Origin of the sequence: Thermoflavimicrobium daqui (assembly GCF_003313465.1) — a bacterium.
Taxonomy (GTDB): Bacteria; Bacillota; Bacilli; order Thermoactinomycetales; family Thermoactinomycetaceae; genus Thermoflavimicrobium; species Thermoflavimicrobium daqui.
The window spans coordinates 90,874-116,667 of record NZ_KZ845665.1 but is presented as its reverse complement, the minus strand read 5'-3'; the positions used below and the strand labels follow the sequence as shown (position 1 = coordinate 116,667).

21 protein-coding genes are annotated in these 25,794 nt (G+C 37.7%); 8 read left to right on the top strand and 13 right to left on the bottom strand.

The features are described 5' to 3' along the window. Positions 1–44: 44 nt before the first annotated feature. The 3 genes from DL897_RS06175 to DL897_RS06165 form a co-directional block, all read right to left on the bottom strand. Positions 45–278 carry a hypothetical protein gene (locus DL897_RS06175; RefSeq protein WP_113658276.1) on the bottom strand — a complete coding sequence of 78 codons (234 nt, stop codon included), beginning with the start codon at positions 276–278 and terminating at the stop codon, positions 45–47. 473 nt (positions 279–751) lie between these two features. Then, positions 752–1,174, bottom strand: a complete 423-nt coding sequence (locus tag DL897_RS06170) for an NUDIX hydrolase (RefSeq protein ID WP_113658275.1) — start codon at positions 1,172–1,174, stop codon at positions 752–754. A gap of 4 nt (positions 1,175–1,178) precedes the next feature. Next, positions 1,179–1,661, bottom strand: coding sequence for a PaaI family thioesterase (locus DL897_RS06165; protein ID WP_113658274.1), 483 nt, complete (start codon positions 1,659–1,661; stop codon positions 1,179–1,181). 284 nt (positions 1,662–1,945) lie between these two features. Between DL897_RS06165 and DL897_RS06160 the strand changes: the two genes are divergently transcribed. Further along, on the top strand, positions 1,946–2,875 hold the full coding sequence (locus DL897_RS06160; protein WP_113658273.1) for a diacylglycerol/lipid kinase family protein: 930 nt from the start codon (positions 1,946–1,948) through the stop codon (positions 2,873–2,875). Between the two features lie 74 nt (positions 2,876–2,949). Here the strand turns inward: DL897_RS06160 and DL897_RS06155 are convergent, their stop codons facing one another. From DL897_RS06155 to DL897_RS06145, 3 genes are read right to left on the bottom strand one after another with little or no spacing between them, the layout of a single operon-like run. Next, complete coding sequence (locus DL897_RS06155; protein WP_145962200.1) at positions 2,950–3,609, bottom strand: phosphatase PAP2 family protein; 660 nt, start codon at positions 3,607–3,609, stop codon at positions 2,950–2,952. A gap of 6 nt (positions 3,610–3,615) precedes the next feature. Beyond that, positions 3,616–4,221, bottom strand: coding sequence for a histidine phosphatase family protein (locus DL897_RS06150; RefSeq protein ID WP_168188674.1), 606 nt, complete (start codon positions 4,219–4,221; stop codon positions 3,616–3,618). Positions 4,222–4,264: 43 nt separating this feature from the next. After that, complete coding sequence (locus DL897_RS06145; RefSeq protein WP_113658270.1) at positions 4,265–6,157, bottom strand: sigma-54-dependent Fis family transcriptional regulator; 1,893 nt, start codon at positions 6,155–6,157, stop codon at positions 4,265–4,267. Positions 6,158–6,568: 411 nt separating this feature from the next. On the opposite strand from DL897_RS06145, the gene DL897_RS06140 reads away from it, so the two are divergent. The 7 genes from DL897_RS06140 (at position 6,569) to DL897_RS06110 (ending at position 17,744) form a co-directional block, all read left to right on the top strand. Then, positions 6,569–8,101, top strand: a complete 1,533-nt coding sequence (locus DL897_RS06140; protein ID WP_113658269.1) for an aldehyde dehydrogenase family protein — start codon at positions 6,569–6,571, stop codon at positions 8,099–8,101. A gap of 23 nt (positions 8,102–8,124) precedes the next feature. Continuing rightward, positions 8,125–8,511 carry a DUF779 domain-containing protein gene (locus DL897_RS06135; protein ID WP_206186497.1) on the top strand — a complete coding sequence of 129 codons (387 nt, stop codon included), beginning with the start codon at positions 8,125–8,127 and terminating at the stop codon, positions 8,509–8,511. 239 nt (positions 8,512–8,750) lie between these two features. Next, on the top strand, positions 8,751–9,425 hold the full coding sequence (trmB, locus tag DL897_RS06130) for a tRNA (guanosine(46)-N7)-methyltransferase TrmB (protein WP_113658268.1): 675 nt from the start codon (positions 8,751–8,753) through the stop codon (positions 9,423–9,425). A 285-nt stretch (positions 9,426–9,710) separates the two neighbouring features. Further along, complete coding sequence (gene rpsD / locus DL897_RS06125) at positions 9,711–10,310, top strand: 30S ribosomal protein S4 (protein WP_113658267.1); 600 nt, start codon at positions 9,711–9,713, stop codon at positions 10,308–10,310. 308 nt (positions 10,311–10,618) lie between these two features. After that, positions 10,619–12,940, top strand: coding sequence for a transglycosylase domain-containing protein (locus DL897_RS06120; protein ID WP_113658266.1), 2,322 nt, complete (start codon positions 10,619–10,621; stop codon positions 12,938–12,940). A gap of 120 nt (positions 12,941–13,060) precedes the next feature. Continuing rightward, positions 13,061–15,412, top strand: coding sequence for a transglycosylase domain-containing protein (locus DL897_RS06115; protein WP_113658265.1), 2,352 nt, complete (start codon positions 13,061–13,063; stop codon positions 15,410–15,412). Positions 15,413–15,608: 196 nt separating this feature from the next. Continuing rightward, the gene (locus tag DL897_RS06110; protein WP_168188673.1) at positions 15,609–17,744 is read left to right on the top strand and encodes a transglycosylase domain-containing protein; all 2,136 of its coding nucleotides are present in this window, start codon (positions 15,609–15,611) and stop codon (positions 17,742–17,744) included. Positions 17,745–17,880: 136 nt separating this feature from the next. Here the strand turns inward: DL897_RS06110 and acsA are convergent, their stop codons facing one another. The 7 genes from acsA to DL897_RS06070 all read right to left on the bottom strand — a co-directional run bounded on the left by acsA (position 17,881) and on the right by DL897_RS06070 (position 25,793). Continuing rightward, a complete protein-coding gene (acsA, locus tag DL897_RS06105; RefSeq protein ID WP_206186496.1) occupies positions 17,881–19,599 on the bottom strand; it encodes an acetate--CoA ligase in 1,719 nt (572 codons plus the stop codon). A 178-nt stretch (positions 19,600–19,777) separates the two neighbouring features. Then, positions 19,778–19,936, bottom strand: a complete 159-nt coding sequence (locus tag DL897_RS06100) for a DUF1540 domain-containing protein (protein ID WP_113658263.1) — start codon at positions 19,934–19,936, stop codon at positions 19,778–19,780. 86 nt (positions 19,937–20,022) lie between these two features. Further along, positions 20,023–20,718, bottom strand: a complete 696-nt coding sequence (locus tag DL897_RS06095) for a 5'-methylthioadenosine/adenosylhomocysteine nucleosidase (protein ID WP_113658262.1) — start codon at positions 20,716–20,718, stop codon at positions 20,023–20,025. Positions 20,719–20,750: 32 nt separating this feature from the next. Further along, positions 20,751–21,776, bottom strand: a complete 1,026-nt coding sequence (gene ccpA / locus DL897_RS06090) for a catabolite control protein A (protein ID WP_113658261.1) — start codon at positions 21,774–21,776, stop codon at positions 20,751–20,753. A 136-nt stretch (positions 21,777–21,912) separates the two neighbouring features. Further along, positions 21,913–23,553, bottom strand: a complete 1,641-nt coding sequence (locus DL897_RS06085) for a hypothetical protein (protein ID WP_113658260.1) — start codon at positions 23,551–23,553, stop codon at positions 21,913–21,915. 653 nt (positions 23,554–24,206) lie between these two features. Continuing rightward, on the bottom strand, positions 24,207–24,293 hold the full coding sequence (locus tag DL897_RS19000; protein ID WP_420824121.1) for a helix-turn-helix domain-containing protein: 87 nt from the start codon (positions 24,291–24,293) through the stop codon (positions 24,207–24,209). Between the two features lie 408 nt (positions 24,294–24,701). Then, positions 24,702–25,793 (bottom strand): bifunctional 3-deoxy-7-phosphoheptulonate synthase/chorismate mutase, encoded by a 1,092-nt coding sequence (locus DL897_RS06070; RefSeq protein WP_113658257.1) that lies wholly within the window; start codon positions 25,791–25,793, stop codon positions 24,702–24,704. Position 25,794: the final 1 nt, after the last annotated feature.

Sequence of the window (25,794 nt, the reverse complement as noted above, 5' to 3'; positions counted from 1 at the left end):
TTATTTAAATCGTCTACACAAAAAAATAGCGATGAATCCGACACTCAGTGGTGAAGAATTTCTCGCTGATTCCGACTGAGACTAAAATATATCGTCCTCTCTTCTTCTTGCTCATTTTCAGACATCGTTTGATCGCAACGTCTACATGTTTTTGGCATTGCTTCACCAAGAGGCCATACATTTAATGCACGACAATGGGGACAAATTTCTGCATGCTTGCGAAAAATTGTCTCAAACGATAACAGCCTCTTTTTTAACTTTCTCTGTTTCCATCCCATCGATTTCACCTCCATTAATCGAACAAGCTCTAACTCTAGTATATTCGAATTTCTTGATATTGATCTGTTTCATTTTCTTAATACTCTAATACCAAAACAAATTCCTTCTTTTCAATAGCTTGGATTATTTCGGAAAGATTTCCAACTAAATTAAATCTTAAATAACGAAAAATCCCATTTCATTCTAATAGTTTTGGAATAACTTCTAAATTTTCTTGTATTTATTTACAAATATTTGCAGGAAAATGCATTTAAAAATCATATTATATTTATTAACCAATATTTCCCTTATTTTCTTATCAATTCGAAACAAATGATCCTATCATGAAAAGGGGGTGGTATGAAAAAATTCAATATTCCGGTTGACTCTATATAATAATCACTCCTTGCTCACTTTTATATTACGTCAAATCTCCTCTCTCATTCTTTTTTGAAATGATTAAGACCGTTGAGTATTCTCAACGGTCCCTTTTTTAGTTACGAAATTCCATATATATTCGATAAGCTCGTCGAATTTCATCCTTCATCCATTCAGGGATCTCTGATTCATGTAGCCTATCAAGTGAAATCCAGTTAAACTGCTCGTGTTCGGAACTAAGTACGAGATCACCTTCAGGTTGGTCACAAGCAAATTTAACGATAACCAAGTGTTTTTCTTCTTGAATTTCATCATAAACATAGGCTGGGGCAATCACTTTAACCTGAAGTCCAACTTCTTCAACTAACTCTCTAACTAGTCCATCCATTAGTAACTCATTAGGTTCTAAACTCCCCCCTGGGAAATCCCATCCGTGTGTGTCTTTTATACTTCTTTCTTCTTCTGATTTACGTAAAATCAGCACCTGATTTTCATGAAAGATAATTGCTTTTGCAACTACTTTATAAGGTTTATTCATAAACTTATTCACCTTCTAAAACAAAAAAAGTTGAAGAAGCAGTAGCAACCCAGCTTTTTTGTTCATCTTCTAATTTGCTTTCTAATACTAGCAAGGTTTTTCCTTTTTTGATTATCTGTGTATAAGCTGTTAACCATCCTGTTACTGCAGGTGCTAAAAATCGAACGGATAAATCAGTAGTTACTACTTTTATCTCTTCTCCCATCGCTTGAAAAATCGTTGATGCCATGGCTGTATCGATGAAGGTAGAAGTGATTCCACCATGCAAAATCTGATAGCGGTTTTTGAGTTCATCAGTAATTAGCATCTGGTGAATGTAAGCATTTTTTTCTTCATCAAAACCTCCATACTTAAAACTCAGCAATTCTTCAATATAAGCGAGTGGACTGATACGAGTTCGCTTCAAAGCTTGTATCATTTTTTCAGTCGTTTTTATTTCGTCGGGTGACAGATCTTCTAAATCTTTATAGAGTTTTTCAAGTGACATTGTTAGAGTCAGTCCTTATACGATATGCTCTTTATAAGTTTGATGAGATTGGAAAGCTTATTGCTTTAAATGTTTGAGTATGTATCAGACTTTTCATACCATAAGTCTTTCCATAGACGGTTCTTTTTTATATTAACGAAGGTAAAATTTTGATGCAACATCAAGAGACCTAAATATATATAATCAATTCATGCATGTACTCGTCTAATTTTAGCTTGTTTTTCTTAACACTAAACGTTATTTTTGAATTGAACATGGACTGAAAACTGGGAGGAGCTATTTGTATGAACCGAGCAGCGATTATCGCTAATCCAGTAGCAGGAAATAAAGATTTACTTCATCGTTTAGAATCCATCCAACAAGCATTATCTAAGCAAATAAATGAAGTTATTTTATATAAAACCAGTAGTAAAGGGAACGGAGCGCAAATCGTACAATCAATTGCTCATCAAGTTGATATGATTGTTTCAGTTGGTGGAGATGGAACCGTTCATGAATTAATTAATGCACTATGTCCTTTAGAACATAGACCTATTTTGGCTATTTTGCCTGGAGGAACTTGTAACGATTTTTCACGAACACTTTGTATATCTCAAGATCCGGACGAAGCAATTGAACAGTTACTTGCAAGAAATACAACCCATATAGACGTTGGAAAACACAACGGGAATTATTTTCTTAACTTTTGGGGTATTGGGCTTATTACACAGGTTTCTGAACGAATTGATCCTGATATCAAAAGAGATTGGGGACGCTTAGCCTATTATATCAGTGCATTTCAAACTTTTGCAGAGCCCCCCTCTTTTTTCTTAGAAGTAGAGTCAGAAAGTAATTATTTTCGTGGCAACGCCACCATGATGATTGTAGGGAATGGTTCTTATGTAGGTGGAATGGAAACTTATTTCCCAAGAACCTCCGTGCAAGATGGGTATCTTGATGTCTTAATCATTCGTAAAGCTTCTTTGGAAGCAATCCATGCTATCATCTCTTCACACTTACTCGATCAACGCCCGTATGGAGAAGATCTATTATACTTTCAAGCTAAATCACTACGTATTACTACGTCCCCTTCTCTTAAGATCGATTGTGATGGCGAAAAAAATACATTTACTCCTACACAATTAACCGTTTTGCCCCGCCACTTACAAGTAGTTATGGGGAATGATTTCATACATCGCTCTTCTTGTCTTTCTTTTAAAGATTTAAGTGTTTAAAAGCTACAGCGTATCCTTTCCTTTGGAAAAGGATTTCCAATGCAAAAAACTGCTGAGCCCATAGGTCAGCAGTTTTATTCATTCTTTTTTCGAAACCACCATTCGTTCCATATGATCCCCAATGCTAGAAAGAAAAAGCCAAGTGAAAATCCTGCGATGACATCTGTTACATAGTGAGCTTCCAAATAGATCCGACTAAAGCCGACTAAGATAATAATTACTCCAAGTATAAAACTAAGGCTTGCCTTCCAGTGAGGAGACCAACGTATTTTCATACAAAGATAGATCAAAAATCCGTAAAACACCATCGATCCAACCGAATGACCACTTGGAAAGCTATATCCAATGGCATCAATAAGGCGATCTTCCATTGGACGCTCACGTTGAAATAAGTGTTTAAATACGATGGTAAATAGTGAGCCTGTACCCACCATAATAATTAAAGCAGCAGCATCTTGCCATCGTTTTTGCTTATAGAGTAAAGCTAAGGCAGTAGTCAATGTCAAGATCGTAATAAACCATGAGGAACCCATCTCTGTGATTATAGTAAAAAAGGAAGTCAAACTTGGGGATTGGTAATTCTCGATCCATTGACGAAACATCTGATCAAAATAATCCAATTCATTCTCTACCATTCCCTCTGCTAATTCTGCAAATAGATTAATTGCAGCAAATGCCATGATTACTAACCCCAGTAAAGCAAGACGCGACCAATATCTAGTTAAATGTTGCAATCGAATCTATTTTCCCTCCTCTTTTAAATGTGGGGTAAGATTGGCGAATTCAACCTTCCATCCATCTGTCTCATGAAATCTTAAACGAGTAATACTTGTGTTTTCAATGATGGACTTTCCGATTCCGTACTTTCCTTGGGTGATTTCTGATAACACAGAATTAATGCATCCACCATGACTAACAACACAAATGTGCTCACCTTTATGAAGTTCTACTAACCTTTTCAATTCATTCAAAACTCTCCGACTCAATTTTTTGGTTTCTTCAATACCATATGCTCCCCCAGATATCCTTACTTGCTCCCAATCCAGATAACTTTTTTGTATATCATCGAGTGTTTTCCCAGCCCACACTCCCATATTACGTTCACGTAACTCTTTAGAAGGAATCACGGAAAGAGCATGTACCTCTGCAATCGCCTTTGCCGTGTCCAAAGCCCGTCTTAAGTCGCTAGAGTAGACCACGGAAATACTTATATCTTTCATATACTCTGCCAGTTTTTCCGCTTGTTCTTTCCCTCTCTCACTTAAAAATACATCACTATGCCCTTGGAGCCTTTTTTCTCTATTCCAAACGGTTTCGCCATGCCGAATTAAATCAATAGTCGTCAATCCTCTCCCCCCTAACCATGTATGATACTTTGTGATCACACTCTTACTGCAACTCATTTCGTAAACATTTCAAATTAGGATACTTTGATAACTTTCGATATAAAGTAGTCCTACCAATTCCTAATCGTCGAGCTGCTGCCGTTAAATTACCACCCGTCATTTGAATAGCACGAGCAATTACTTCTTCTTCTACACTCGTCAATGAAAGTTTGATAGGTGGTGGCTCTTTTATAACCAAAAAAGACAAATCTTCCATAGTAATAATAGTAGACTCACGTCCAAAATATGCATAAAAAGCAGCCTGTCGAATAACCTGCCGCATCTCTCTGATGTTCCCAGGCCATTCATAATCAGATAATGCTTTTTGAGCAAGTAAATCCAACGATAAACGAATTTGTAATTCTTTGGAGATTTGTCCCACAAAATCCTCCATTAAGTAGAGCAAATCAGTCCGTTCTCTTAACGCTGGTAAAGTAAGTTCTATCTCACGCAATCGATAATACAAATCTTTGCGGAATCGACCTTCTGCTACTTCCTTGGCTAAATCTTTGTTTGTCGCTGCAATAATCCGAACATCTACAGGGATTGATTGGTTGGAACCAATTCGCGTAATCACTTTTTCCTCTAATACTTTTAGAAGAGCAACTTGTGCCATTGGTGACATTTCACCAATTTCATCCAAAAATAAAGTTCCTCCTACTGCCGCTTCAAACTTCCCTTGATGTCCATTATGTTTGGCACCTGTAAAAGCTCCTTTTTCGTATCCGAATAATTCAGATTCAATCAATTGTGCAGGAATTGCCCCGCAATTGATTGTCAAAAATGGCCCTTTTCGTTCACTTGCTTGATGAATTTCTTTCGCAAGTAGCCCTTTTCCCGTACCAGTTTCTCCATAAATTAGTATATTGGCATTCGTCCTCGCTACTTGTAAAGCAAATCGAACAACTTTTTGTACTTGTGGACATTGAATGACCATTTCGCCCATTTTTAGTTCTTTACCTTTATAAAAAGAATTTTTTGGTTCCTGTATCAATTGATGGGAGCTTAATACTAAACGAAATAAGCGTTGTCTTCGATCTAAGACAGGCTGAATAGACCAAGAACTTGATGATGTGGAAGAGGTAAAGTTTCTCGTTACATTTAGTTGTACTGCTGATGAATGTTTAGCTGATAACAATGACATCATTTGCTCTTCCCCAATCCATCTGGAGAGCGGTTGACCTATACATTCTGATAAAGGTAGTTGTAATAGTTGGGCTGCTTCATAATTAATTCGGCGTATTACGCCATAGCTATCTACTGAAATGAGTGGGTATGAATAACTTTTTGTTATTAAATCAGATTCACATAAATGTAAAACAAGTTCTCTTTCAGTACTGTGTAACAGAAGTCGTGCTTGACAAGCTTGTCCAGTTGCAATAATCAACGGTAAAAGGTAATCATGATGTGTACGAGCTGTACCACTGATTACAAGTGTTCCAAGAAGCTCTCCAGTTGATGTATAAAGTGGAGTAGCACTGCAACCCAATAAATGATGTTCGTGGCAGTAATGCTGATTTCCCAAAACACTCATCGGCTTTTGCTCAATTAATGCGAGTCCAATCGCATTTGTTCCTTTAGTCTCTTCATGCCAATTCGTTCCTAAATCAAATACTCCTTTTTTATACTGATCCACAAAAGATGGATGACCCCAGCTTGCTATCAGATATCCATCTTCATCTGATAAAGCAATCATTGTATCCGTATCTTTCAATTGCTTAGATAGACTATCTAATACAACTTTAGATGCTTCTAATAACTCTCTCATTCTATCTTTTCTGTCTTGTAATTCGCTACGTGCGAGAAGATGATGACGCGCTTGCTGTGGATCGATTCCATACTCTTTACTACGATTCCATGACGAAGCAACAAACAGAGACTTATTCGTCATATTCATAAGCGAATTCGAATAATACTCCCTTCCGCACTATTGGTATGTTAAAACTATTCTGATTTAATTTCCCAATCCAAAAATCCCTTTGCACTATTTTGATTATAACGGATGTTATTTGTCCATTCAATAATTGTCATAAGCGCCTTCTAGAAGCATTTTTGTAATTAGTGTAGATTTGAACACCTATTTGTTTCATTTTGAAACAGAGGAACATTTTTGAAACATACTCGTTCTTTGGAATTCCTTTTTTATTTGCACTCTTATATTGGCATCATTCTTGCATATATCATCCGTGAAAGCATATCCCACTTATAACTTAAGGAGGTGTCATCCTGCTACGTAAAACATAGACGAAAATAAATTCCCATTTCATCCATGTTGGTCTATGTTTGAGATCAGTAGCAGACTAGGCAGATGAGTAAAAAGTTAACTCCTTTTAAAGCACCCAATACAGAAGGAAGTATCCTTCATCATAAGCCCAAGTATGAAAATTTTATTGGTGGACAATGGGTTCCTCCAGTTGCTGGAGAATATTTTGATGTGATTTCTCCTGTCAATGGACACGTTTTTACTAAAGTCCCACGTTCGCAAAAAGAAGATATTGAGTTAGCTCTAGACAGTGCTCATGCCGCAAAAGAAAAGTGGGGAAAGCTTTCACCAACTAGACGGAGCAAAATCCTATTAAAAATTGCTGAAAGAATTGAAGCTAATCGCCAATTACTTGCCCTGTCTGAAACTTGGGACAACGGTAAGCCGATTCGTGAATCGATTAGTGCTGATATTCCGCTTGCAGCAGATCACTTCCGTTATTTTGCTGGAGTGATTCGTGCAGAAGAAGGAAGCATTTCTGAGATCGATGCACATACACTATCGGTTCATATTAAAGAGCCGATCGGAGTTGTTGGACAAATTATTCCATGGAACTTTCCACTACTTATGGCTGCATGGAAGTTGGCTCCAGCACTGGCAGCTGGAAACTGTGTCGTTCTAAAACCGGCTGAGCAAACACCGATTACTGTCCTCTTGTTTGCAGAACTAATCGCTGATTTGCTCCCACCTGGAGTCCTTAATATAGTCAATGGCTTTGGGATTGAAGCTGGACAACCACTCGCAACCTCTCCACGTGTTGGTAAAATCGCCTTTACCGGTGAAACCACCACAGGTCGGCTTATTATGCAATATGCTTCTGAGAATATTATTCCTGTGACACTGGAACTTGGTGGGAAATCACCAAACATCTTTACTGAAAGTGTTCTAAAAGAACATGATGAATTTTTTGATAAAGCAATAGAAGGCTTCACCATGTTTGCACTTAATCAAGGAGAGGTTTGTACTTGCCCTTCTCGTGCACTAATTCAAGAGTCTATTTATGATGAGTTCATGGAAAGGGCACTTCATAGAGTACAAAAAATCAAAATAGGAGATCCACTTGATCCAACAACGATGATGGGAGCACAAGCTTCCAACGATCAGTATGAGAAAATCCTCCACTATATCTCTCTTGGCAAAGAAGAAGGGGCTAATTGTCTTACTGGAGGAAAGCCATTTAAAAATGAGAAGTATCCAGATGGGTATTACATTGAACCCACTGTATTTTTGGGCAATAATCAAATGCGTATCTTCCAAGAAGAAATTTTTGGTCCAGTCGTTTCAGTAACCACGTTTAAAGATGAAAAAGAATTACTTGAAATCGCCAATGATACTTTATATGGCTTAGGTGCAGGACTTTGGACACGTGATATGCATCAAGCATATCAATTGGCACGAAACTTAGAAGCAGGACGTGTTTGGGTCAATTGCTATCATTTATATCCAGCACATGCTTCTTTTGGTGGTTATAAAAAGTCAGGAATCGGTCGTGAAACACATAAGATGATGTTAGAGCACTATCGTCAAACGAAAAACATGCTAATTTCTTATGACAAAAATCCTACGGGCCTGTTTTAATCCCTTAAAGGGAATGATCAGAGGTGCAATTTTTAAAACGTGTATTGGTAACTGAAGAAGCCCAGAAAATAATTAAACAATTGCAAGAAAAGCATGGGGAATTGATGTTTCATCAAAGCGGTGGCTGTTGTGATGGATCTTCCCCTATGTGCTTTAAAAAAGGTCAATTTCGGATTGGTACAAGCGATGTACTTTTAGGTGTGATTGCTGATTGCCCTTTTTATATGTCTCATGACCAGTTCATGTATTGGCAACACACACAGTTGATTATTGATATAACCCCAGGACGGGGAGCGTCTTTTTCACTTGAAATTCCCTTAGGAGTTCGTTTCATCGTACGCTCACGTGTTTTTACTGACGAAGAGCGAAAGCAACTTGAACCAGTTATTTTCTTTAACCATACCCAATAAATAGTGTATTTCCCCACATGAGCCCAGCGTGTGGGGCTTTTTTGTATGGAATTAACACTATGGCTTGTCATTACGACTATTCCATAAGTTATAATAGGACTTTGAAAGAATCTTTGATGCCGTCTGGTCTAAATAAACAAAATGATTTTTATACAGATCAGCTTTTAATTCGAAATAGATGGGAACGATAAAGTAATAAAATAGTTTCTAGAAAACATAGCAAATGAGGTTGAATGGGTATGCGCCTAAGAAGAAATCCACTAGCTAAGCCATATTTACAAGAAAGTCATCTAGTCATCCAAGAGCCCGAACAACTTCGTGGAAAATGGCAAACCATTTTTCCCAAACCACAACCACTTTATGTTGAGCTAGGTACGGGAAAAGGGCAGTTTCTTGCCAAAGCTTCCACGTTACATCCAGATATTAATTGGATCGGTGTAGAACGTATTGAAGAGCCCTTGCTACATGCGGTTAGAAAAGGGGAAACAACTGAGAATACGAATATTCGCTACTTATGGCTTGATGTAAGCAAACTGACAGAAGTATTTGATTGTGGTGAAGTTCAGCGTTTATTTTTACACTTCAGTGATCCTTGGCCTAAAAAGCGTCATGCAAAACGCCGACTTACTTATCGCTCCTTTCTTCAAATTTATAAATATATTCTAGCACCTGACGGTGATCTTATATTAAAAACCGATAGTAATAGCTTGTTTGATTTTTCTTTAGAAGAGTTTAAAGAAATGGGTTGGAAAATACTTGAGCAGTCATTGGATTTACATCAAAGTCCATATCAAACAGAGAACATCACAACTGAATATGAAGAGAAGTTTTCCAGCAGAGGAATGCCTATCTATTATGTACGAGTTCAACCAGCTAAGACAAATAGCGATCTACCCTGCTATTTGTCCGACTAAGAATTGAATGCGAGTAAGTGTCTCATGTGGAAGGTAACCTTAATTAATCATTGACTTTCCTTATAAAACAGGTATAATATTGCTTTGTATGACTCAAAGCCTCCTTGGGGAATTGAGGATAGCTAAGCAAACGATAGGTGAAGGGATCACCCTCACTGGTTCCCCTATGAGCCAAATTCATAGGTATCCAGTCTTTCGTCGCTATCCGGAAGACGATGGGTAAGTAAGTGAACCAGCACCCTGTCATTTGCTAAATATGCAAATGATGAAAGGAGAAAGGAAATTATGGCACGTTATACTGGACCAACTTGGAAATTAAGCCGTCGTCTAGGTATCTCTCTTTCTGGTACTGGTAAAGAGCTAAGCAAACGCCCATACGCTCCTGGACAACACGGCCAAAGCCGCAAAAAATTAAGCGAATACGGTATTCAGCTTCAAGAAAAACAAAAGCTACGCTTTATGTATGGTTTAGGTGAAAAACAATTCCATAAACTGTTTCAGCGTTCTGGCAAAATGAAAGGGGTTCATGGTGAAAACTTCCTTAAACTACTCGAATCCCGTTTAGATAACCTTGTTTATCGTCTTGGTTTTGCTCGGACTCGTGCTCAAGCTCGCCAATTAGTTGTACATGGTCACATTACTGTAAATGGTCACAAAGTAGACCGCCCATCTTATCAAGTACAATTTGGCGATGTGATCGGTTTACGTGAAAAAAGCCGTAACCTACAAGTAGTTAAAGAGGCTGTGGAAGATCGTACTTACCTTCCTGAATACCTCAGCTTTGATGAAAACAAAATGGAAGGTACCTACAACCGTTTCCCAGAGCGTTCTGAATTGCCATCTGAAATTAACGAAACCCTTATCGTAGAGTTCTACTCTCGTTAATAAACAGAACCATCAGCTGTTGGTATATAACCAACAGCTTTTTTATTAGAAAGGCATCCTTCTTCATCACTCACTCATCGCTTCTCACTTTCCTAGCCTTGATGCTTCCTGAATGCTGCTTTAGAACTTTACTTTTGAAACGCTTTTGTCCCTTTTTAGGAAAAGAAAAACCTAGATTTTTGATCGAATAATGCAATATGCTCTTAGAGACGAAATTGGTTTATTGATTGGAAAAAATAATCATAAATGACTTGTTTTAGGATAAATTCTGAGATAATATAACCCTAGAATGTGAGGTGATAACTCAAATGGCCGAAGTTAATAACAGAATATTTAAACGAATGAGGAAGGCTTTTATTGTAGGATTGTTAACATTTCTATTTATCTGTTTTGCTTTCGTAGGGATTGGATTTGGAATGATTACGGCGATGGCAAAAGATGAAAATCTCCTTTCCAAAAGTGATTTTGATAAAAATCTGAAAGGTTTATTCCAAACAAGTTATGCCTACTTTGCCAATAAAGATGCTTCAGGAAAGCCAGTAAAAATCGGAGAGTTGCGCTATGATAATAACAATCGAAAATTGATTAAATCACTTAAAGAAGTAAGTCCCTATCTTATTCATGCCTTTATATCGATTGAAGATCGAGATTTTTATGAGCATCATGGCATTGTACTACGTTCCATTCTTCGTGCAGCATACCAACAGATAACAAGCAGTGAAGTAACTACTGGTGGTAGTACCATTACACAACAATTGGTCAAAAATATCATTCTCAATGATCGTTCCAAAGTTTTCTCTCGAAAAGCAAAAGAAATCATTCTTGCCTTACGTATGGAACAACTTTACTCCAAAGAAGAAATCTTAATCTATTATTTAAATAGTGTATTTTTTGGGAAAGGTGCACATGGTCGGAAAATGCATGGAATCGAAGCTGCCGCTCATGGCTTATTTAACACAGATGCTAAGCATTTAAACTTGGCACAAGCAGCGTATATGGCTGGAATGGTACAACGTCCAAACGCATTAAACCCACTTGACGAAGATCACAGAAATTTTGAGCGTGGATTAAAACGGATGAAGTTAATTTTACAAAAGATGCTGGAATATGGGAAAATAAACCAAAAAGAATATAACTCTGCCTTAAAATATGATCTCAAAAAATCGCTAGCGAAGTCAGAAAACTTCAATGATGGGTACGAACGTTACCCATTCATCATGTTTGCGATTGAAGATCAAGCAGCAGAAACCTTAATGGAAATGGATCATCTAAATATTAAAGAACTAAAAAAGAACGGTAAATACAGATCTACTTTGGAAGAATATAAGAAAAAAGCGGTAACTGGAGGCTATCATTTCTATACAACTATTGATGAGCAACTTTATAACGCAATCAATCAAAAAGCTACACAAAATCTAACTTTTAATCCTCGGAAATATAAAGAAAAAAATACGAAAGAACAATTAGGTGCTACTTTAATTGATAACCATACAGGAGCAGTTCTAGGATTTGTATCTGGAAGCGAGAAATTTGATATCAATCAACAGGATCATGCTCTTAATGTTCCCAGACAGCCTGGTTCTACCATTAAGCCATTATTAGTCTTTGCACCTGCCATCGAAGAGAAATTAATCTCTCCCAACTCCAAGATTATTGATGAAAAAATAAGAAAACGAGATGGTTCTGGTTACTATAAAAATGCAAATGGTTTATATAAAGGACCTGTTACGGTGATAGAATCTTTAAAATGGTCCTATAATATTCCTGCAATTAAAACTTTTAACGCCCTTGGTCATCAAAAAGGATTCCGTTATCTGCAAAAATTAGGGCTACCTCCTCACCCTTTTGACGGAGAATCTGCTGCTATTGGTGGCGTTACACAAGGATATACGGTTGAAAAAATGTCTGCAGCATTCGCAACTTTTGCAAATCAAGGTAAGTATAATGATCCCTATCTTATTGCTAAAGTCGCCAATGCGGACGGGAAAATAATCTGGAAACACCAGTCTCAACCACGTCGCGTTTTTTCACCTCAGACAGCATATCAAACAACTACCATCCTCAAACATGTATTAAATGGAACAGCTACTTATATCCGTAATCATCTCCCTGCTGGTTATGAGCTAGCTGGTAAGACTGGAACAACCAATGATGATAGAGATATCTGGTTTATTGGCTATACACCTGACATTACCTTAGGAGTTTGGGGTGGGTATGATTATAACTTTAGCATGTCTCATAATGAAAGCTTTGTAAAAAGAGCTTGGCTAAATATATTTCGAGCAGCTGTCAATGCAAGTCCTCATCGAATACCTAAAGGGACTCACTTTAAAAACCCTGGACATTTAGGTTCTGAACTCTGCGGCTTTGAATGTAGCAAAGTAGCTGAATATTACCGCATCCAAGAAGAGGAAAAACGGAAAAAAGAGGAAGAAGAGAGACGGAAAAGGATACCTCCGGAAATTCCAAGTATCCCTCCGATAATCGATCCATTACCAACTGATCCATCCGAACCACCATCGACCCAACCTTTGGATCCTTCACCAACACCAACTCCGTCACCTACTCCACCCCCTCGACCTACCTTACCTCCCCCACTTGAGAATTATTTTCGCTTTTTCTCACTCTAGCTAATCCTTTTTTAGCTAGAGTTTTTTTATATTAATTTCATATGATTGTCACAAGAAAATACTAATAGGTTTGTTTTACTACTATGTTATAATCTCTTTAGTATATAGGGGGTTGGAGACATGATGAAAGACAATAAGTATCAATCTCATGTTCAAAATAAATGGAAAAAAAATGCACTTCGCGGTCTTACTATTGCCTCCATAACAGGCTTAACTTGCATAGTTGGTGCCACAGGTGTGGGGATAGGTCTCGTCTCTGCGATCGCGAAAGATGAAAACATACGTACCAAAGTTGAGTTTGATCGACTTCTAAGCAAATCCAACGGGAATAGTTATGCTTATTTCGCTAAGTCTGGTGATCAAGAAGAACTGATCGGCACCATGACAGATGGAAATAACCAGCAGTCGATTAAACACTTAAAAGATGTCAGCACCTTCTTGGTCAATGCATTTGTAGCGATCGAGGATCATGACTTTTATAAGCATAACGGTATCTCCTATAGTGGTACTGCTCGGGCGTTTTGGCAACAGCTTATAGGAGCAGAAGTAACGACAGGTGGAAGTACAATCACACAGCAATTGGTCAAAAATGAGATTCTTGAGGACTCAGACCGAACCAAAGAACGGAAAATCCGTGAATGGATCAATGCTATCCGATTAGAGAAATACTATAATAAAGAAGATATTTTAGTTAAATACATGAATAGTGTTGAGTTTGGTACTGGTGCCAATGGCCGGAACATGATCGGTGTTGCTGCTGCTGCACGTTTCCTTTTTAATAAAGATGTTAAAAATTTGGAGTTGCCCCAAGCTGCTTATATTGCTGGGATGGTAAAAGGACAAAACAACTATAATCCTTTTTCTTCCAAAGGAACTCCTGAAGAAAATATCAAGCGTGGAACAGATCGGATGCAGCTAGTCTTAAAAAATATGTTGGAACTCGGCTTTATTAACGAGAGCCAATATAATCAAGCGATTCAGTTTGACATCAAAAACTCCTTTGCTAAGAAAAGTGACTTTAAAAAAGATAATGCTTATAGTCGTTATCCGATGATCACCGCAGCAGTTGAGGAAGAAGCAATCTCCATTTTAAAGAAGCTTTATAAAGATGATCCTAATTTTAAAGATCTACCTAAAAATAAATATCGTAATCTCGTACGTATGGGTGGATTTAAAATTTACACAACCCTCGACAAAAATCTCTATGAAGAGATGAGTAAGACAGCACAAAATATGGACTTTAACACAAACTATTACAAAGGTAAGTCTTTTCGCGAGCGAGTTGGTGCTACCCTGATTGATAATAAGACAGGAGCCATTCTCTCTTTTGTAAGCAGTAACCAGACAGAAAAAGAAGAGAGCGACCAGGAAGTTCATGATACAAACAACTATGCTCTTGACTTTACCAATCAACCGGGTTCTACCATGAAACCACTAGCTGCTTATGGACCAGCAATGAATGAAGGGTTGATCTCTCCTACATCCATTATCGTTGATGAGCCTCTAAAAAAACCGGGTACGAATATTCCATATAAAAATGCTGATCATGAAACATATGGATCATTAACGATTACCGAAGCTTTAAAGCGCTCACTTAACCCACCTGCTATTAAATTAATTCGTAAAGTAGGTATCGAAAAATCATTTAACTACTTAAATCAAATGGGTATGTTCCCTACCAAAAACGATGGTGAAACCATGGCTCTAGGTGGAGCTGATGAAGGTTTTACCACAGCAGAAATGACTGCAGGCTATGCGATGATTGCTAATAATGGTCAGTTTAATAAGCCCCACTTAATCGATCGCATTGTTGATGCAGATGGAAAAGAGATCTACAACTTTAAACAAATGCATCCTGCCAAAAGTGTTTTCAAACCAGAAGTAGCTTATGCACTTACCGGGATGTTACGCCAAGTCGTGACAGGCGGAACAGCAACCATGATTAATGGCTACACAGGAGGATATCAAGTTGCTGGTAAAACAGGAACAAGTACTGGGAATCACGATTCGTGGTTTATTGGATACACACCAGAAATCTCGCTAGGTGTATGGGATGGTTATCAAGTGAACATCTCTACGAGTGAAAGCTCTTCAAAAATAGCTTGGGGTAGATTATTCCAAGCAATTATAAGAGCTAAGCCTGATTTGATAAAACCAGGTAGCCAATTCCAAGATCCAGGTGGTTCCGTTCCTTATCAATGCTTTGAATGTAATCGTGGCGTTCCAAACTATCTCGAGATCAAGAAAAAGAAAGAGAGAGAAGAAAAACCAAATAAGAAAAAAGAACAAAACAAAAAACCAAACAAAAAGCGTCAGGAGAACGATAGTAATAATAATCCAGACCGTAATCCAGACAGGAACCCAAATCCAGGCAATAATCCAAACCCTGGTAACAATCCACCCCCTGGTAGCAACCCACCTCCTGGTAGCAACCCACCCCCTGATAACAATCCAGATCCTGATGGTAACTAGTACCCCTTCAAGTAGCAACAGCATGAGGATCTATTTATAATTATTATCGCCCTTCCATTGAAATCCATTCTGATTTATAAGACTCTAGCGTAACTTAGCTAGAGTTTTTTTTTGCACTAGATCTTTCCAAGTAAATGTCAAATCCTACTAACCATGAACTATGATATAATTTTGAGTGATAAGGGGGTTATCTGGAGTGGCAAAAGAGAAAAATAAAAAGCCGAATTTAGTTAGAAAGACATTTCGTTGGTTTTTTCGAACTATATTTGTTTTGATTGTACTAATTTTAGTTACTGCTGTTGGTGCTATTGGTGTTGGGGTAGGTTATATTTCCGCCTATGCCAAAGATGAAAAATTGCGAACCCGAGCAGATTATGATAAATATCTTACCAATTGGTCTGAAACAAGTTATGCCTACTTCCGTCCTACTGAAGAGAATTCACCAGAGCTTATTGGTCGCTTTCATAATGCACAAGATCGGCAGTTAATCCGTAGTTTAAGTGAAGTAAGTCCTTATTTGCTCAATGCTTTTATCGCAACAGAAGACCGGGAATTTTACAAGCATCTCGGTATTTCCCCCCGTTCATTAGGTCGTGTCTTTTATGAGCAACTTCAAAATCTGTTAGGACATGATATACAAACTACTGGCGGCAGTACCATTACACAACAGCTCGTCCGTTCGGAAATTTTAGGAGAACGAATTAAGACAGGGGAACGAAAAATTCGCGAAATGTTAAATGCGGTTCGACTAGAGAAATATTATGGTAAAAATGAGATTTTAATCAAATATTTAAACAGTACTTATTATGGACAAGGAGCAAACCGGAAACATTTATACGGAGTTGCTGCTGCAGCACGTGGAATTTTTAATAAAGAGGTCAAAGACCTTGAATTGGCTCAAGCTGCATATATTGCTGGAATGGTGCAACGTCCCATCGCCTATTCTCCTTTCCCTAGCAAAAAAGAAAAACAAGATGAAAACCTAAAGAATGGTACAGAACGAATGAAAATAGTCTTACATAATATGCTAAAAACGAGGAAAATCACGAAGCAGCAATATGACCAAGCCATTCATTTTGATATTAAAGCTTCTCTTGCAAAGCCTGAGGACTTCAAAAATGAAGACGCGCTTAACACCTATCCTTTCCTTATTACAACGGTAGAAGATGAAGCAACAGATATCTTACAAGAACTTTATAAAAATGACCCTGATTTTAAAGACAAAAATCGAAGCTATTTCCGTCGCAAAGTTAAATCAGGAGGATATAAGATTTATACAACCGTCGATAAAAAATTGTATGAAGAGCTTAATAAAGCAGCTGATTCCATGCAATATCCATACGCTTGGTATAAAGAAAAGAAAATGCATGAACAAATCGGTGCGTCCATGGTTGATAATAAAACAGGAGATATACTCGCATTTGTATCAGGTGTAAATATGAATGAAGAAAATGAAGAACATGCTTTTATGGCTAGAAACCAAACAGGTTCATCTATGAAACCCTTATTAGCATATGGTCCTGCTATGAATGAAGGCATACTCTCCCCTGATTCTGTGATCATTGATGAACCACTCAAAAAGGAATGGTCCTCTGAATATTACCAGAATGCAGATACAAAGTTTCATGGACGCGTTTCGGCAACCAAAGCCCTTCAATGGTCTTATAATTTGCCAGCTGTTAAAATCTTCCGTGAGCTAGGTAAAGAAAAGGCATTCAAATATTTACCATTAATGGGCATGCAACCCCACAAAAATGATGGTGAATCTTTAGTTTTAGGTGGTGCAACCGTTGGCTTTACTGTGACTGAAATGACTGGTGCTTATGCAATGATCGCCAACCATGGTCAGTTTAACAAACCACATCTTATTAACCGTATCGAAGATTCTACTGGTAAAGTAGTTTTTGATTTTCATCAAAGCAACAAGCCCCATCAAGTCTTTAAACCTGAAGTTACTTATGCACTTACACAGATGCTGCGTACTGTTGTAACTTCAGGAACTGCTTCTGGACAAATCGGTAGTGCAACCAGTGGTTATCAAGTTGCAGGCAAAACAGGTACTTCTAATGATAACTACGACTTATGGTTTGTTGGCTATACCCCAGAAATTTCTTTAGGTGTATGGACAGGATATGAATATAACTTACCTGGAGATACTAGTTTAGCCAATAGAGCATGGGCAAGATTATTTAAAGCAGCTGCCAATGCTGATCCGAAACGAATTCCACGTGGTACAAGCTTTACCAATCCAGGGGGTTCCGTTCCTTATAAATGCTTTGAATGTCATCGGAGCGCTCCAACACCCGATGATAAAAAAAAGCAAACTGAATAATGCTATTTAGAAGTATCAATTAATCAAAATATGCTCTTCATCATAAACATTTTATGTCAATCGATTCCACTTAATCAGAATATCTTTTAAGAATAAGTCCCTAGTGATTGTCTTAGGATCACTAGGGACCATTCTTTTAATCTTCCATCGTAGACAAATCACCCGTTGGCAGACCTAACTCCCAAGCTTTAAGAACTCGACGCATAATTTTACCACTTCTTGTTTTAGGTAGTTTATCTTTAAATTCAATTTCACGCGGAGCCGCATGGGCAGCTAATCCATGTCTGACAAATAGACGAATCTCTTCTTTTAGCTCATCGGAAGGCTTATATCCATCTCTTAAAGCAATAAAAGCCTTGATAATTTGCCCGCGAACTGGATCTGGTTTTCCAATAACACCTGCTTCAGCAACTGCAGGATGTTCCACTAACTTACTTTCTACTTCAAACGGCCCTACTCTCTCTCCAGATGTATTGATTACATCATCAATCCGCCCTTGGAACCAGAAATACCCATCTTCATCACGATAGGCGGTATCACCTGAGATATACCAACCTGTAAATGAAAAATACTCTCGATACTTTTCTGGGTTTTTCCATATGGATCGCATCATCGATGGCCACGGTGTTTTAATTGCCAAGTTGCCCATTTGATAAGGTGGTAACTCATTTCCTTCGTCATCAAGAATCGCTGCTTGGATTCCTGGAAATGGTTTACCCATAGAGCCTGGTTTGATTTCCATCTGCGGATAGTTAGCAATCAAAATTCCACCCGTTTCGGTCATCCACCAATTATCATGAATTCGCTTTTGATAAACTTTTAGACCCCAACGAACTACTTCTGGATTAAGTGGCTCTCCAACACTTAAGATATGTCGTACCGAGGATAAATCATACTTACTTACTAGTTCGTCTCCCGCAGCCATGAGCATACGAAATGAAGTAGGAGCACTATACCAAACTGTTACCTTATTCTTCGAAATTGTTTGATACCAATCATCTGGAGAAAATCTTCCTCCACGCACTACATTGGTTACTCCATTTAACCATGGAGCAAAAATTCCATAAGAAGTACCAGTCACCCATCCTGGATCTGCTGTACACCAATAAGTATCCCCTTCTTGTAAATCCAACACCCACTTGCCTGTTTGATAATGTTGAATCATTGCATTGTGTACATGAATAACTCCTTTTGGTTTCCCTGTAGAACCAGAAGTATAATGGATTAACATTGGATCTTCTCGATCCATCCACTCAATGTCCAAAGTAGTCGGAGATTTATCCATTTCTTCTTGAAAATTATAATAACCCTCTCGTTCTTCATCCGGACCATCTACTAAAATAATATGCTTTAAGTGAGGAAGCTGATCTGTTTGTACTCTTTTTAGAAGTTCTTTATTTGTAACTAGCGCTATTGCTTCACTATTATCTAAACGATCACGAACGGCATCTTCCATAAATGCTTCAAATAAAGGACCGGCAATTGCGCCTATTTTAACTATTCCGAGAAAACTAAAATAAAATTCTGGAGTACGTGGCAAGAAAATAAATACTCTATCTCCCTTGGTTATCCCGATCCTTCTGAGAACGCTTCCAAATTGATTCGATTTTTCCATCATTTGGCGATATGTATACCGCTCTTCACGATTTGCATCGCTATATAATAATGCAAGTTGATCTCCTTTTCCCTCATGAACATGGCGATCAATTGCTTCATAAGCTTCATTCACTTTACCAGTTTTGGACCAAGTAAAGACTGACTCTACTTCTTTCCAATCAAAGTTAGCGGCCATTTCTTCATAGTTAGATAAATTATTTTGTTTCGTTTGAACAGGGATACGCATATGATGTTCCATACTAATCACGCTCCTTCTCCTATTTCGTTCCTTTTTACTATTATATCATACCTTACTTATTTGACAATTTATTATACATCAAACTAGCACTTTAGCCCTGAAGCTCTTTTACTTATTTTACCATTTTAGAATATAAAAAGCCGATATCCTTAATCAGATATCGGCTCCAAACCCATTTTTAATGTTTCGGTTTAAATGTTTTACAATCGGTTTCCTCAGATTCCTTGGCTTTTCTAGCTAAGCTAGTTACGACGACATAAATTTCGTCTGCTTTACAAAGGTTTCCATCTCCCCAATACGTACAGCTATTTACTTCACAGAGTACATCTTTCGGCATAAGAAAATCCCTCCTTACGCTTAATTTGTTTCATAAGGAAGGAATATATACCTATACCATATAAGGTAAACTTTTCTATCTCGGAGTTATAGATTCGCAAGCATAAAACGAACCATTTCACAGGAGCGGGCTGCTGCCAGCTTTTCAAACTCATAAAAATTTACATGGGCGGAGTGATCAGCGCGATCTGACATCGAGCGAATCACCACATAAGGTATCCCTGTCAAAAAAGCAACATGTGCCACAGCTGCACCTTCCATCTCTACACAAACACCACTTAACTCTTCGTATAAAGATTTGACAATATCTACATTGGATATAAATTGATCTCCTGAGAGCACCTTACCCGTTAGTACTTTAACACCTTCAATTTGTTTTCCAGCTTTAACAGCTAGCTGAATTAATTTCTGCTCTGCTGGAAAAATTGAAGTATCCTGAAACGGAATCGTCCCTTTCGGAAAGCCAACAGGGCTTGCGTCCATATCATGATACTGACATTCACTAGAAATAACTATGTCACCAATCTCTAAATCAGGATGTAATGCTCCTGCTACACCCGTAAAAATAATCAATTCAACATGAAAACGTTCTACCAAAATCTGTGTACAAATAGCTGCATTTACTTTTCCAACTCCTGTTTTACAAACAACGACTGGAGTATTCCAAAGATTACCGTGATGAAAGGTAAAACCATATACGGATTCAGTCCGTGTTCCTTTCATTTCACTTAAGTAATAAGCAATTTCCGAATCCATAGCTCCAATTAAAGCAATTTTCCCCACTCTTTGCTTCACCCTTATCTTTTCAATGTATCCTACAGTTCCCTTATCCGTGTTGAATCACGTAATTCTAAATCAAACTGCAATATTACTTGAGAGGTCTCAATGTCTTCTTCGTTCATATATTTAGTTAGAAGTCGCATAGCAACAGCTCCAATATCATACAGCGGAACACTGATTGTACTAAGAAGTGGGCGAACCTGTGCAGCTAAGGGAATATTATTACAACCCATTATCGAAATATCTTTAGGTACTGAAAGTCCTTGATCTAAAGCAGCGTGAATGGCACCTACAGCCATTTCATCTGTTGCTACAAATACAGAAGTAATATTTTTATTTTTGATAAGCAGATTTTTCATGGCCTCATAGCCTGATAAATATCGACCATTCCCTATTTCTACCAAGTTTTCATCAAAAGCATATCTGTTTTCATCCAAGGATTTCATATAACCTTGATAACGTGGATACCCTGTTACCGAATCTGTTAAAGGAACTCCAATATAAGCGATTTGCTTATTTCCTTCTTCAATTAATATGGAGGTAGCCGCCTTTGCCGCTTCAATCTGATTAATCGTGACATAAGGCAATTCATTTTTATCATCTTTTGTAGCTGCTAATACAACCGGAACAGGTGTCGCTGAAAAAATAGCCCGATGGTCTTCTGTAATTGCACCACCTAAAAACAGCAGACCATCTACTTGCTTTTCTAAGAGTGTTTCAATTAGCTGAATCTCTTTCATTTGTTTTAAATCAGAGTTACAAAGAATGATATTGTAATGATACATTGTTGCAATATCCTCAATACCACGGGTTAGCTCTGCATAAAACGGGTTAGAGATATCAGGGATTACAACTCCTACTGTGGTCGTTTTTTTACTAGCCAAACCTCTAGCCACTGCGTTTGGACGATAACCTAGTTGTTGAATAACATCCAACACTTTTTTTCGTGTAGCTGGCTTTACATTCGGATTTCCATTGACAACACGTGATACGGTTGCCATAGAAACACCAGCTTCACGAGCTACATCGTAGATTGTTATATTTCCTTTTTTGTTCCCCATCTTTCATGATCACATCCAACTTGATTTATCCATTAACCATAATTTTAGCATATGGCTAAATAGATATGTGTATAATTCTATTTCGAAGTTGTTGCATTATCAGCCACTCATTACTTTTGGATCTAGCAATCCCTTTTTACTTTCCTATTTGACGAACCCGTTGAAGAATATAAGGTAACGGATCCCCTAATCCTACTCGATATTCAACTGATGACGAACGGTTAATATAGATAGCTGGATTTTTCCGTTCAAACTTCCGATACAGTTTATTCGTTTCAACTAGTTGGGGAACCAAAGGTGGTAGCTCTGGTTTTCTGGCTCTTTCTTTGTCAATTAAGTTTTGCGCATATTCTTTGGAGGTAAAAATATCGATTACTGGATATTTATTTTCTTGTGCTAAAATCACAAGACCTTTTTGATTCGTAGTAATAACCCAAATCTTACGCAACTCAGCAAGTACATTACATACTGCCCAGCTATTAACACCTGCCCCTGTTGAAATTTGCTGCTTTAAACGCTGTAAATTTTCTTTGATATCTGGATCTACACCAGGATTTTCATCCTGTGTCGGCTCTTTTGGTTCTGGGTTCTTGTATTCTTTAGGAGCTTGGTTCACTGGTGCGGGGTCTACTGTATTAATTGGTAAAGGCTTCTGTATCAATGGGTTTGACAAAGGAATGATCGTATCTTTTTCCGTAGAAAAATCATCAATGGGCCAATCAGCGATATCCATCGTAATTTGTGGCTTTGGTACCAGATAAATATCCGTTCCAGGTTGTCTAAAGCTTCTTAAGCTATTTGGATTGGACTGTGGTTGTACTGGATTCGCCTGATTTTGATTACTCTTAGTATTGTTTTGTGGAGAATTATCATTTAAAGCTTCTGGCGAAGTAGATAGATCTTCATTTTTAACATCTAACTTATCTGGATTAATGGGTTGTGAAACTTGTGGTAAGGAAACAGGATTTGTTTTTTCAAGTGTTGATTCCTCGGATTTAGGTTTTTGAATAACCGGATCAGCCTTTTCTACTTTAGGTTCATGGGTCTTATAATCGGGTATAGGGTTCACAAAAGGATGAACAACAGGTTGAAATTCTTGATAGCCTGTCATTGGTCCCTGAACAATCCGTTCCATATCCTGCGGTGTGAGTGAAATCGCTTCAGGTAGTCCATAGTGTAAGATAGGAGGTGTGTTAATTTGGTAATTTCGACACCATTCAAACACTGCTTGCCAAGAGTGATGCATAATGTTAGCACTATTTATCCCTGATTGGTTACTCATATACCTTGCATCTTCATCACTTGCATAAATGGCAACAGACCAACCCCCTTGTTGTGTATCCACACAAAGCAAATTTTGACCTTGGGTTGGGATCCACGGGCCGGGGATCTGTGTTAGCTTCACTAAGAAGAATTCTTTAAGTAGATCTTTTAAATACTGCTTCATTAAAAAATAGCGTGATGGTAATCCAGGATTAATAACCATACCATCAACATCTAAACGTATCATTTTAATTAAAAAAGATAGTGTAGATTCTTCAATCATTTTGACAAACTGTGGCTGCTCGACTTGTACTTGCCTTGCAGATTCTACATCAGTAAATGCCACAGCAAGTTTACTGTTCTTACGATTTCCTTTAGCGAAAAAAGGAGTTTCCTTATTCACATTTTGATAAAGTACAATGATGCGATTTACTTGATGAGTCATAAACTGATAAATTTGTTCAGGTGGTATATTATTCGAACTGGCATATTCAAACCATTCACGTATATTCAATGATTTTTCCTGCTACTAAAAACATAGACGAATGTCCATATCAAGAGTGTTCCTGCTTCAATGAGACCTGCCTCGCCACTAGCTCACTACGACAGTTTGATGTGACACTCCATAGGCGTCAATTCCCTACAGCCATCGGTACCTATATGCAGGTTAGTTAGGTTAACACTACATGTCTTTGCGCTTGCTTCAGACTGATCACGGCAAGGAGGTTTTTGATCCTTAGGACATTCTTTTCTATGTTCCTTCCGCTTTTCATAGCAGGGTTTTCACCTCTCTTTTCTCTCCATTCATATTTTCTAGACAGTGCATGCTGTACACATTTTAACCGTTTTTCTGTCTTTTTGATGGCGGAAGATTTATTGATATTCTTAATTATTTGTCCATTATTTAAAATAGCAAAGTCCTTGATTCCTACATCAAGACCCATTCCCTCTGTGAAGGGACTCTCATCTTTTTCCTACTTTCACAGAATTATGAAGTGGTACTTTGATTCGATGACGCTCAACCAGCAAATCTCCTAGTTTTTAGGAAAATACACTTTCATAACTTGCTTCTTTTTCTTCTGGAAACGTGGCTTTTTGGAAAAGGGAAAGCCACTTATCAACTTTCGATTTGGTTCGTAAAGAGCAAAATTGGTTATAAGATATTGGTTAAAGAAAACGACACATCCCAATCGCTTGAACAATTTGGTTTCTTTGTTCAGGGATAGGTTTTATTTCTACTTTGTATGCTCTCACGATTGCTCTCCCTGTCTAATACCTAACAATACCATTGGTACCATATGGAAACAATATACATTTTTTACTACAAAGAGGGAGGCAAGATGATTGAGCAAATATATGTGATTTCCTTAAGGGTGTTTTTCTACATGTTATTACCTATTCTATATTTTTAGTGACTCTTTGTTCCCTCCTTGCTCTTTAACAAGAAGCCTACAGAATCTATCATATCAAATTTTACTCAAAAAATAAGGAGATGTAAGGGAGGTTTTATATTTTCATTATATATTCCATTAAATACACGACATAAATACTATAAATTCAAAACAGACAAAGCCATCATAGTTATTAGGATGGCTTTGTCTGTTTTACCAATTTCCAACTTCTCCTCTTTAAAGAAGAAAAGTCAAAGAATATAAATAAATCTTATTTTACATTTTGAGTTTCACGGTACAATCCAGAAGAGCGTAGATCTTTCATAAACTGATCAAATGAAGGAATATCAATCTGTTGTCTAGCATCCGATAAGGCTACAGATGGATTGGGATGAACTTCTAACATAACCCCATCTGCTCCAGCCGCTAGAGCTGCTTTGGCACAAGGTAATAAGATATCTCTTCGCCCTGTAGAATGGGTCACATCGACAAAGACGGGAAGGTGCGATTCATTTTTCAAAATAGGAACAGCAGAAATATCTAATGTGTTTCTTGTCCATTTTTCGTAAGTACGGATTCCACGCTCACAAAGCATCACTTTGGAATTTCCACGAGAGACAATATATTCAGCAGCAAATAAGAATTCTTCTATGGTAGCTGACAATCCTCGTTTTAAAAGTACAGGAGTATCTACAGAACCAGCAGCCTTTAGCAACTCGAAATTTTGCATATTACGAGCACCAATTTGAATAACATCTACATACTGTGTAGCCATTTCGATATCACTTGGATTTACTACTTCACTAATCACTTTTAAGTCTAATTGATCTGCTACTTTTCTTAATATTTCCAGTCCACCTTCACCTAATCCTTGGAAGTCATAAGGAGAAGTCCGCGGTTTAAAAGCTCCGCCACGAAGTAATTTTATCCCTTGTTCTTTTAGAGCTTTAGCCACTTCGAAAACTTGCTCATACGACTCTACAGAGCAAGGACCTGCAATTAGAGAAGAAGAGCCATCGCCAATCACAGCTTCACCCAATTGAATCACCGTATTTTCGGATTGCCGTTTTCTACTTACCAATAGTTCTTTTTTATGCTCAACCTCTTGTAATTGCAAAGAAGCTTTAAAAATCTGTTTAAATAAATAACGGATTGTTTGATCATCAAAAGGCCCTTGATTTCGACTGATCAAACGATCTAGCATCTCTTTTTCACGTTCTGGATCAAATTTTTTTACACCGCTTTTTTGCTTTAACTCTCCAAGTTCTTGAACTAAGGCAGCTCTTTTATTCAATAATTCTAATAATTGGCCATTGATCTCGTCTAACTGCTCTCGCAACTCATTCAGCAAATGTTCACTCATC

Bases quoted from the DNA above. Each gene is read 5' to 3' on its own strand.
- DL897_RS06175 (WP_113658276.1), bottom strand. From the start codon at position 278: ATGGGATGGAAACAGAGAAAGTTAAAAAAGAGGCTGTTATCGTTTGAG.
- DL897_RS06170 (WP_113658275.1), bottom strand. From the start codon at position 1,174: ATGAATAAACCTTATAAAGTAGTTGCAAAAGCAATTATCTTTCATGAA.
- DL897_RS06165 (WP_113658274.1), bottom strand. From the start codon at position 1,661: ATGTCACTTGAAAAACTCTATAAAGATTTAGAAGATCTGTCACCCGAC.
- DL897_RS06160 (WP_113658273.1), top strand. From the start codon at position 1,946: ATGAACCGAGCAGCGATTATCGCTAATCCAGTAGCAGGAAATAAAGAT.
- DL897_RS06145 (WP_113658270.1), bottom strand. From the start codon at position 6,157: ATGAATATGACGAATAAGTCTCTGTTTGTTGCTTCGTCATGGAATCGT.
- DL897_RS06140 (WP_113658269.1), top strand. From the start codon at position 6,569: ATGAGTAAAAAGTTAACTCCTTTTAAAGCACCCAATACAGAAGGAAGT.
- trmB (WP_113658268.1), top strand. From the start codon at position 8,751: ATGCGCCTAAGAAGAAATCCACTAGCTAAGCCATATTTACAAGAAAGT.
- rpsD (WP_113658267.1), top strand. From the start codon at position 9,711: ATGGCACGTTATACTGGACCAACTTGGAAATTAAGCCGTCGTCTAGGT.
- DL897_RS06120 (WP_113658266.1), top strand. From the start codon at position 10,619: ATGGCCGAAGTTAATAACAGAATATTTAAACGAATGAGGAAGGCTTTT.
- DL897_RS06115 (WP_113658265.1), top strand. From the start codon at position 13,061: ATGATGAAAGACAATAAGTATCAATCTCATGTTCAAAATAAATGGAAA.
- acsA (WP_206186496.1), bottom strand. From the start codon at position 19,599: ATGGAACATCATATGCGTATCCCTGTTCAAACGAAACAAAATAATTTA.
- DL897_RS06100 (WP_113658263.1), bottom strand. From the start codon at position 19,936: ATGCCGAAAGATGTACTCTGTGAAGTAAATAGCTGTACGTATTGGGGA.
- ccpA (WP_113658261.1), bottom strand. From the start codon at position 21,776: ATGGGGAACAAAAAAGGAAATATAACAATCTACGATGTAGCTCGTGAA.
- DL897_RS06070 (WP_113658257.1), bottom strand. From the start codon at position 25,793: ATGAGTGAACATTTGCTGAATGAGTTGCGAGAGCAGTTAGACGAGATC.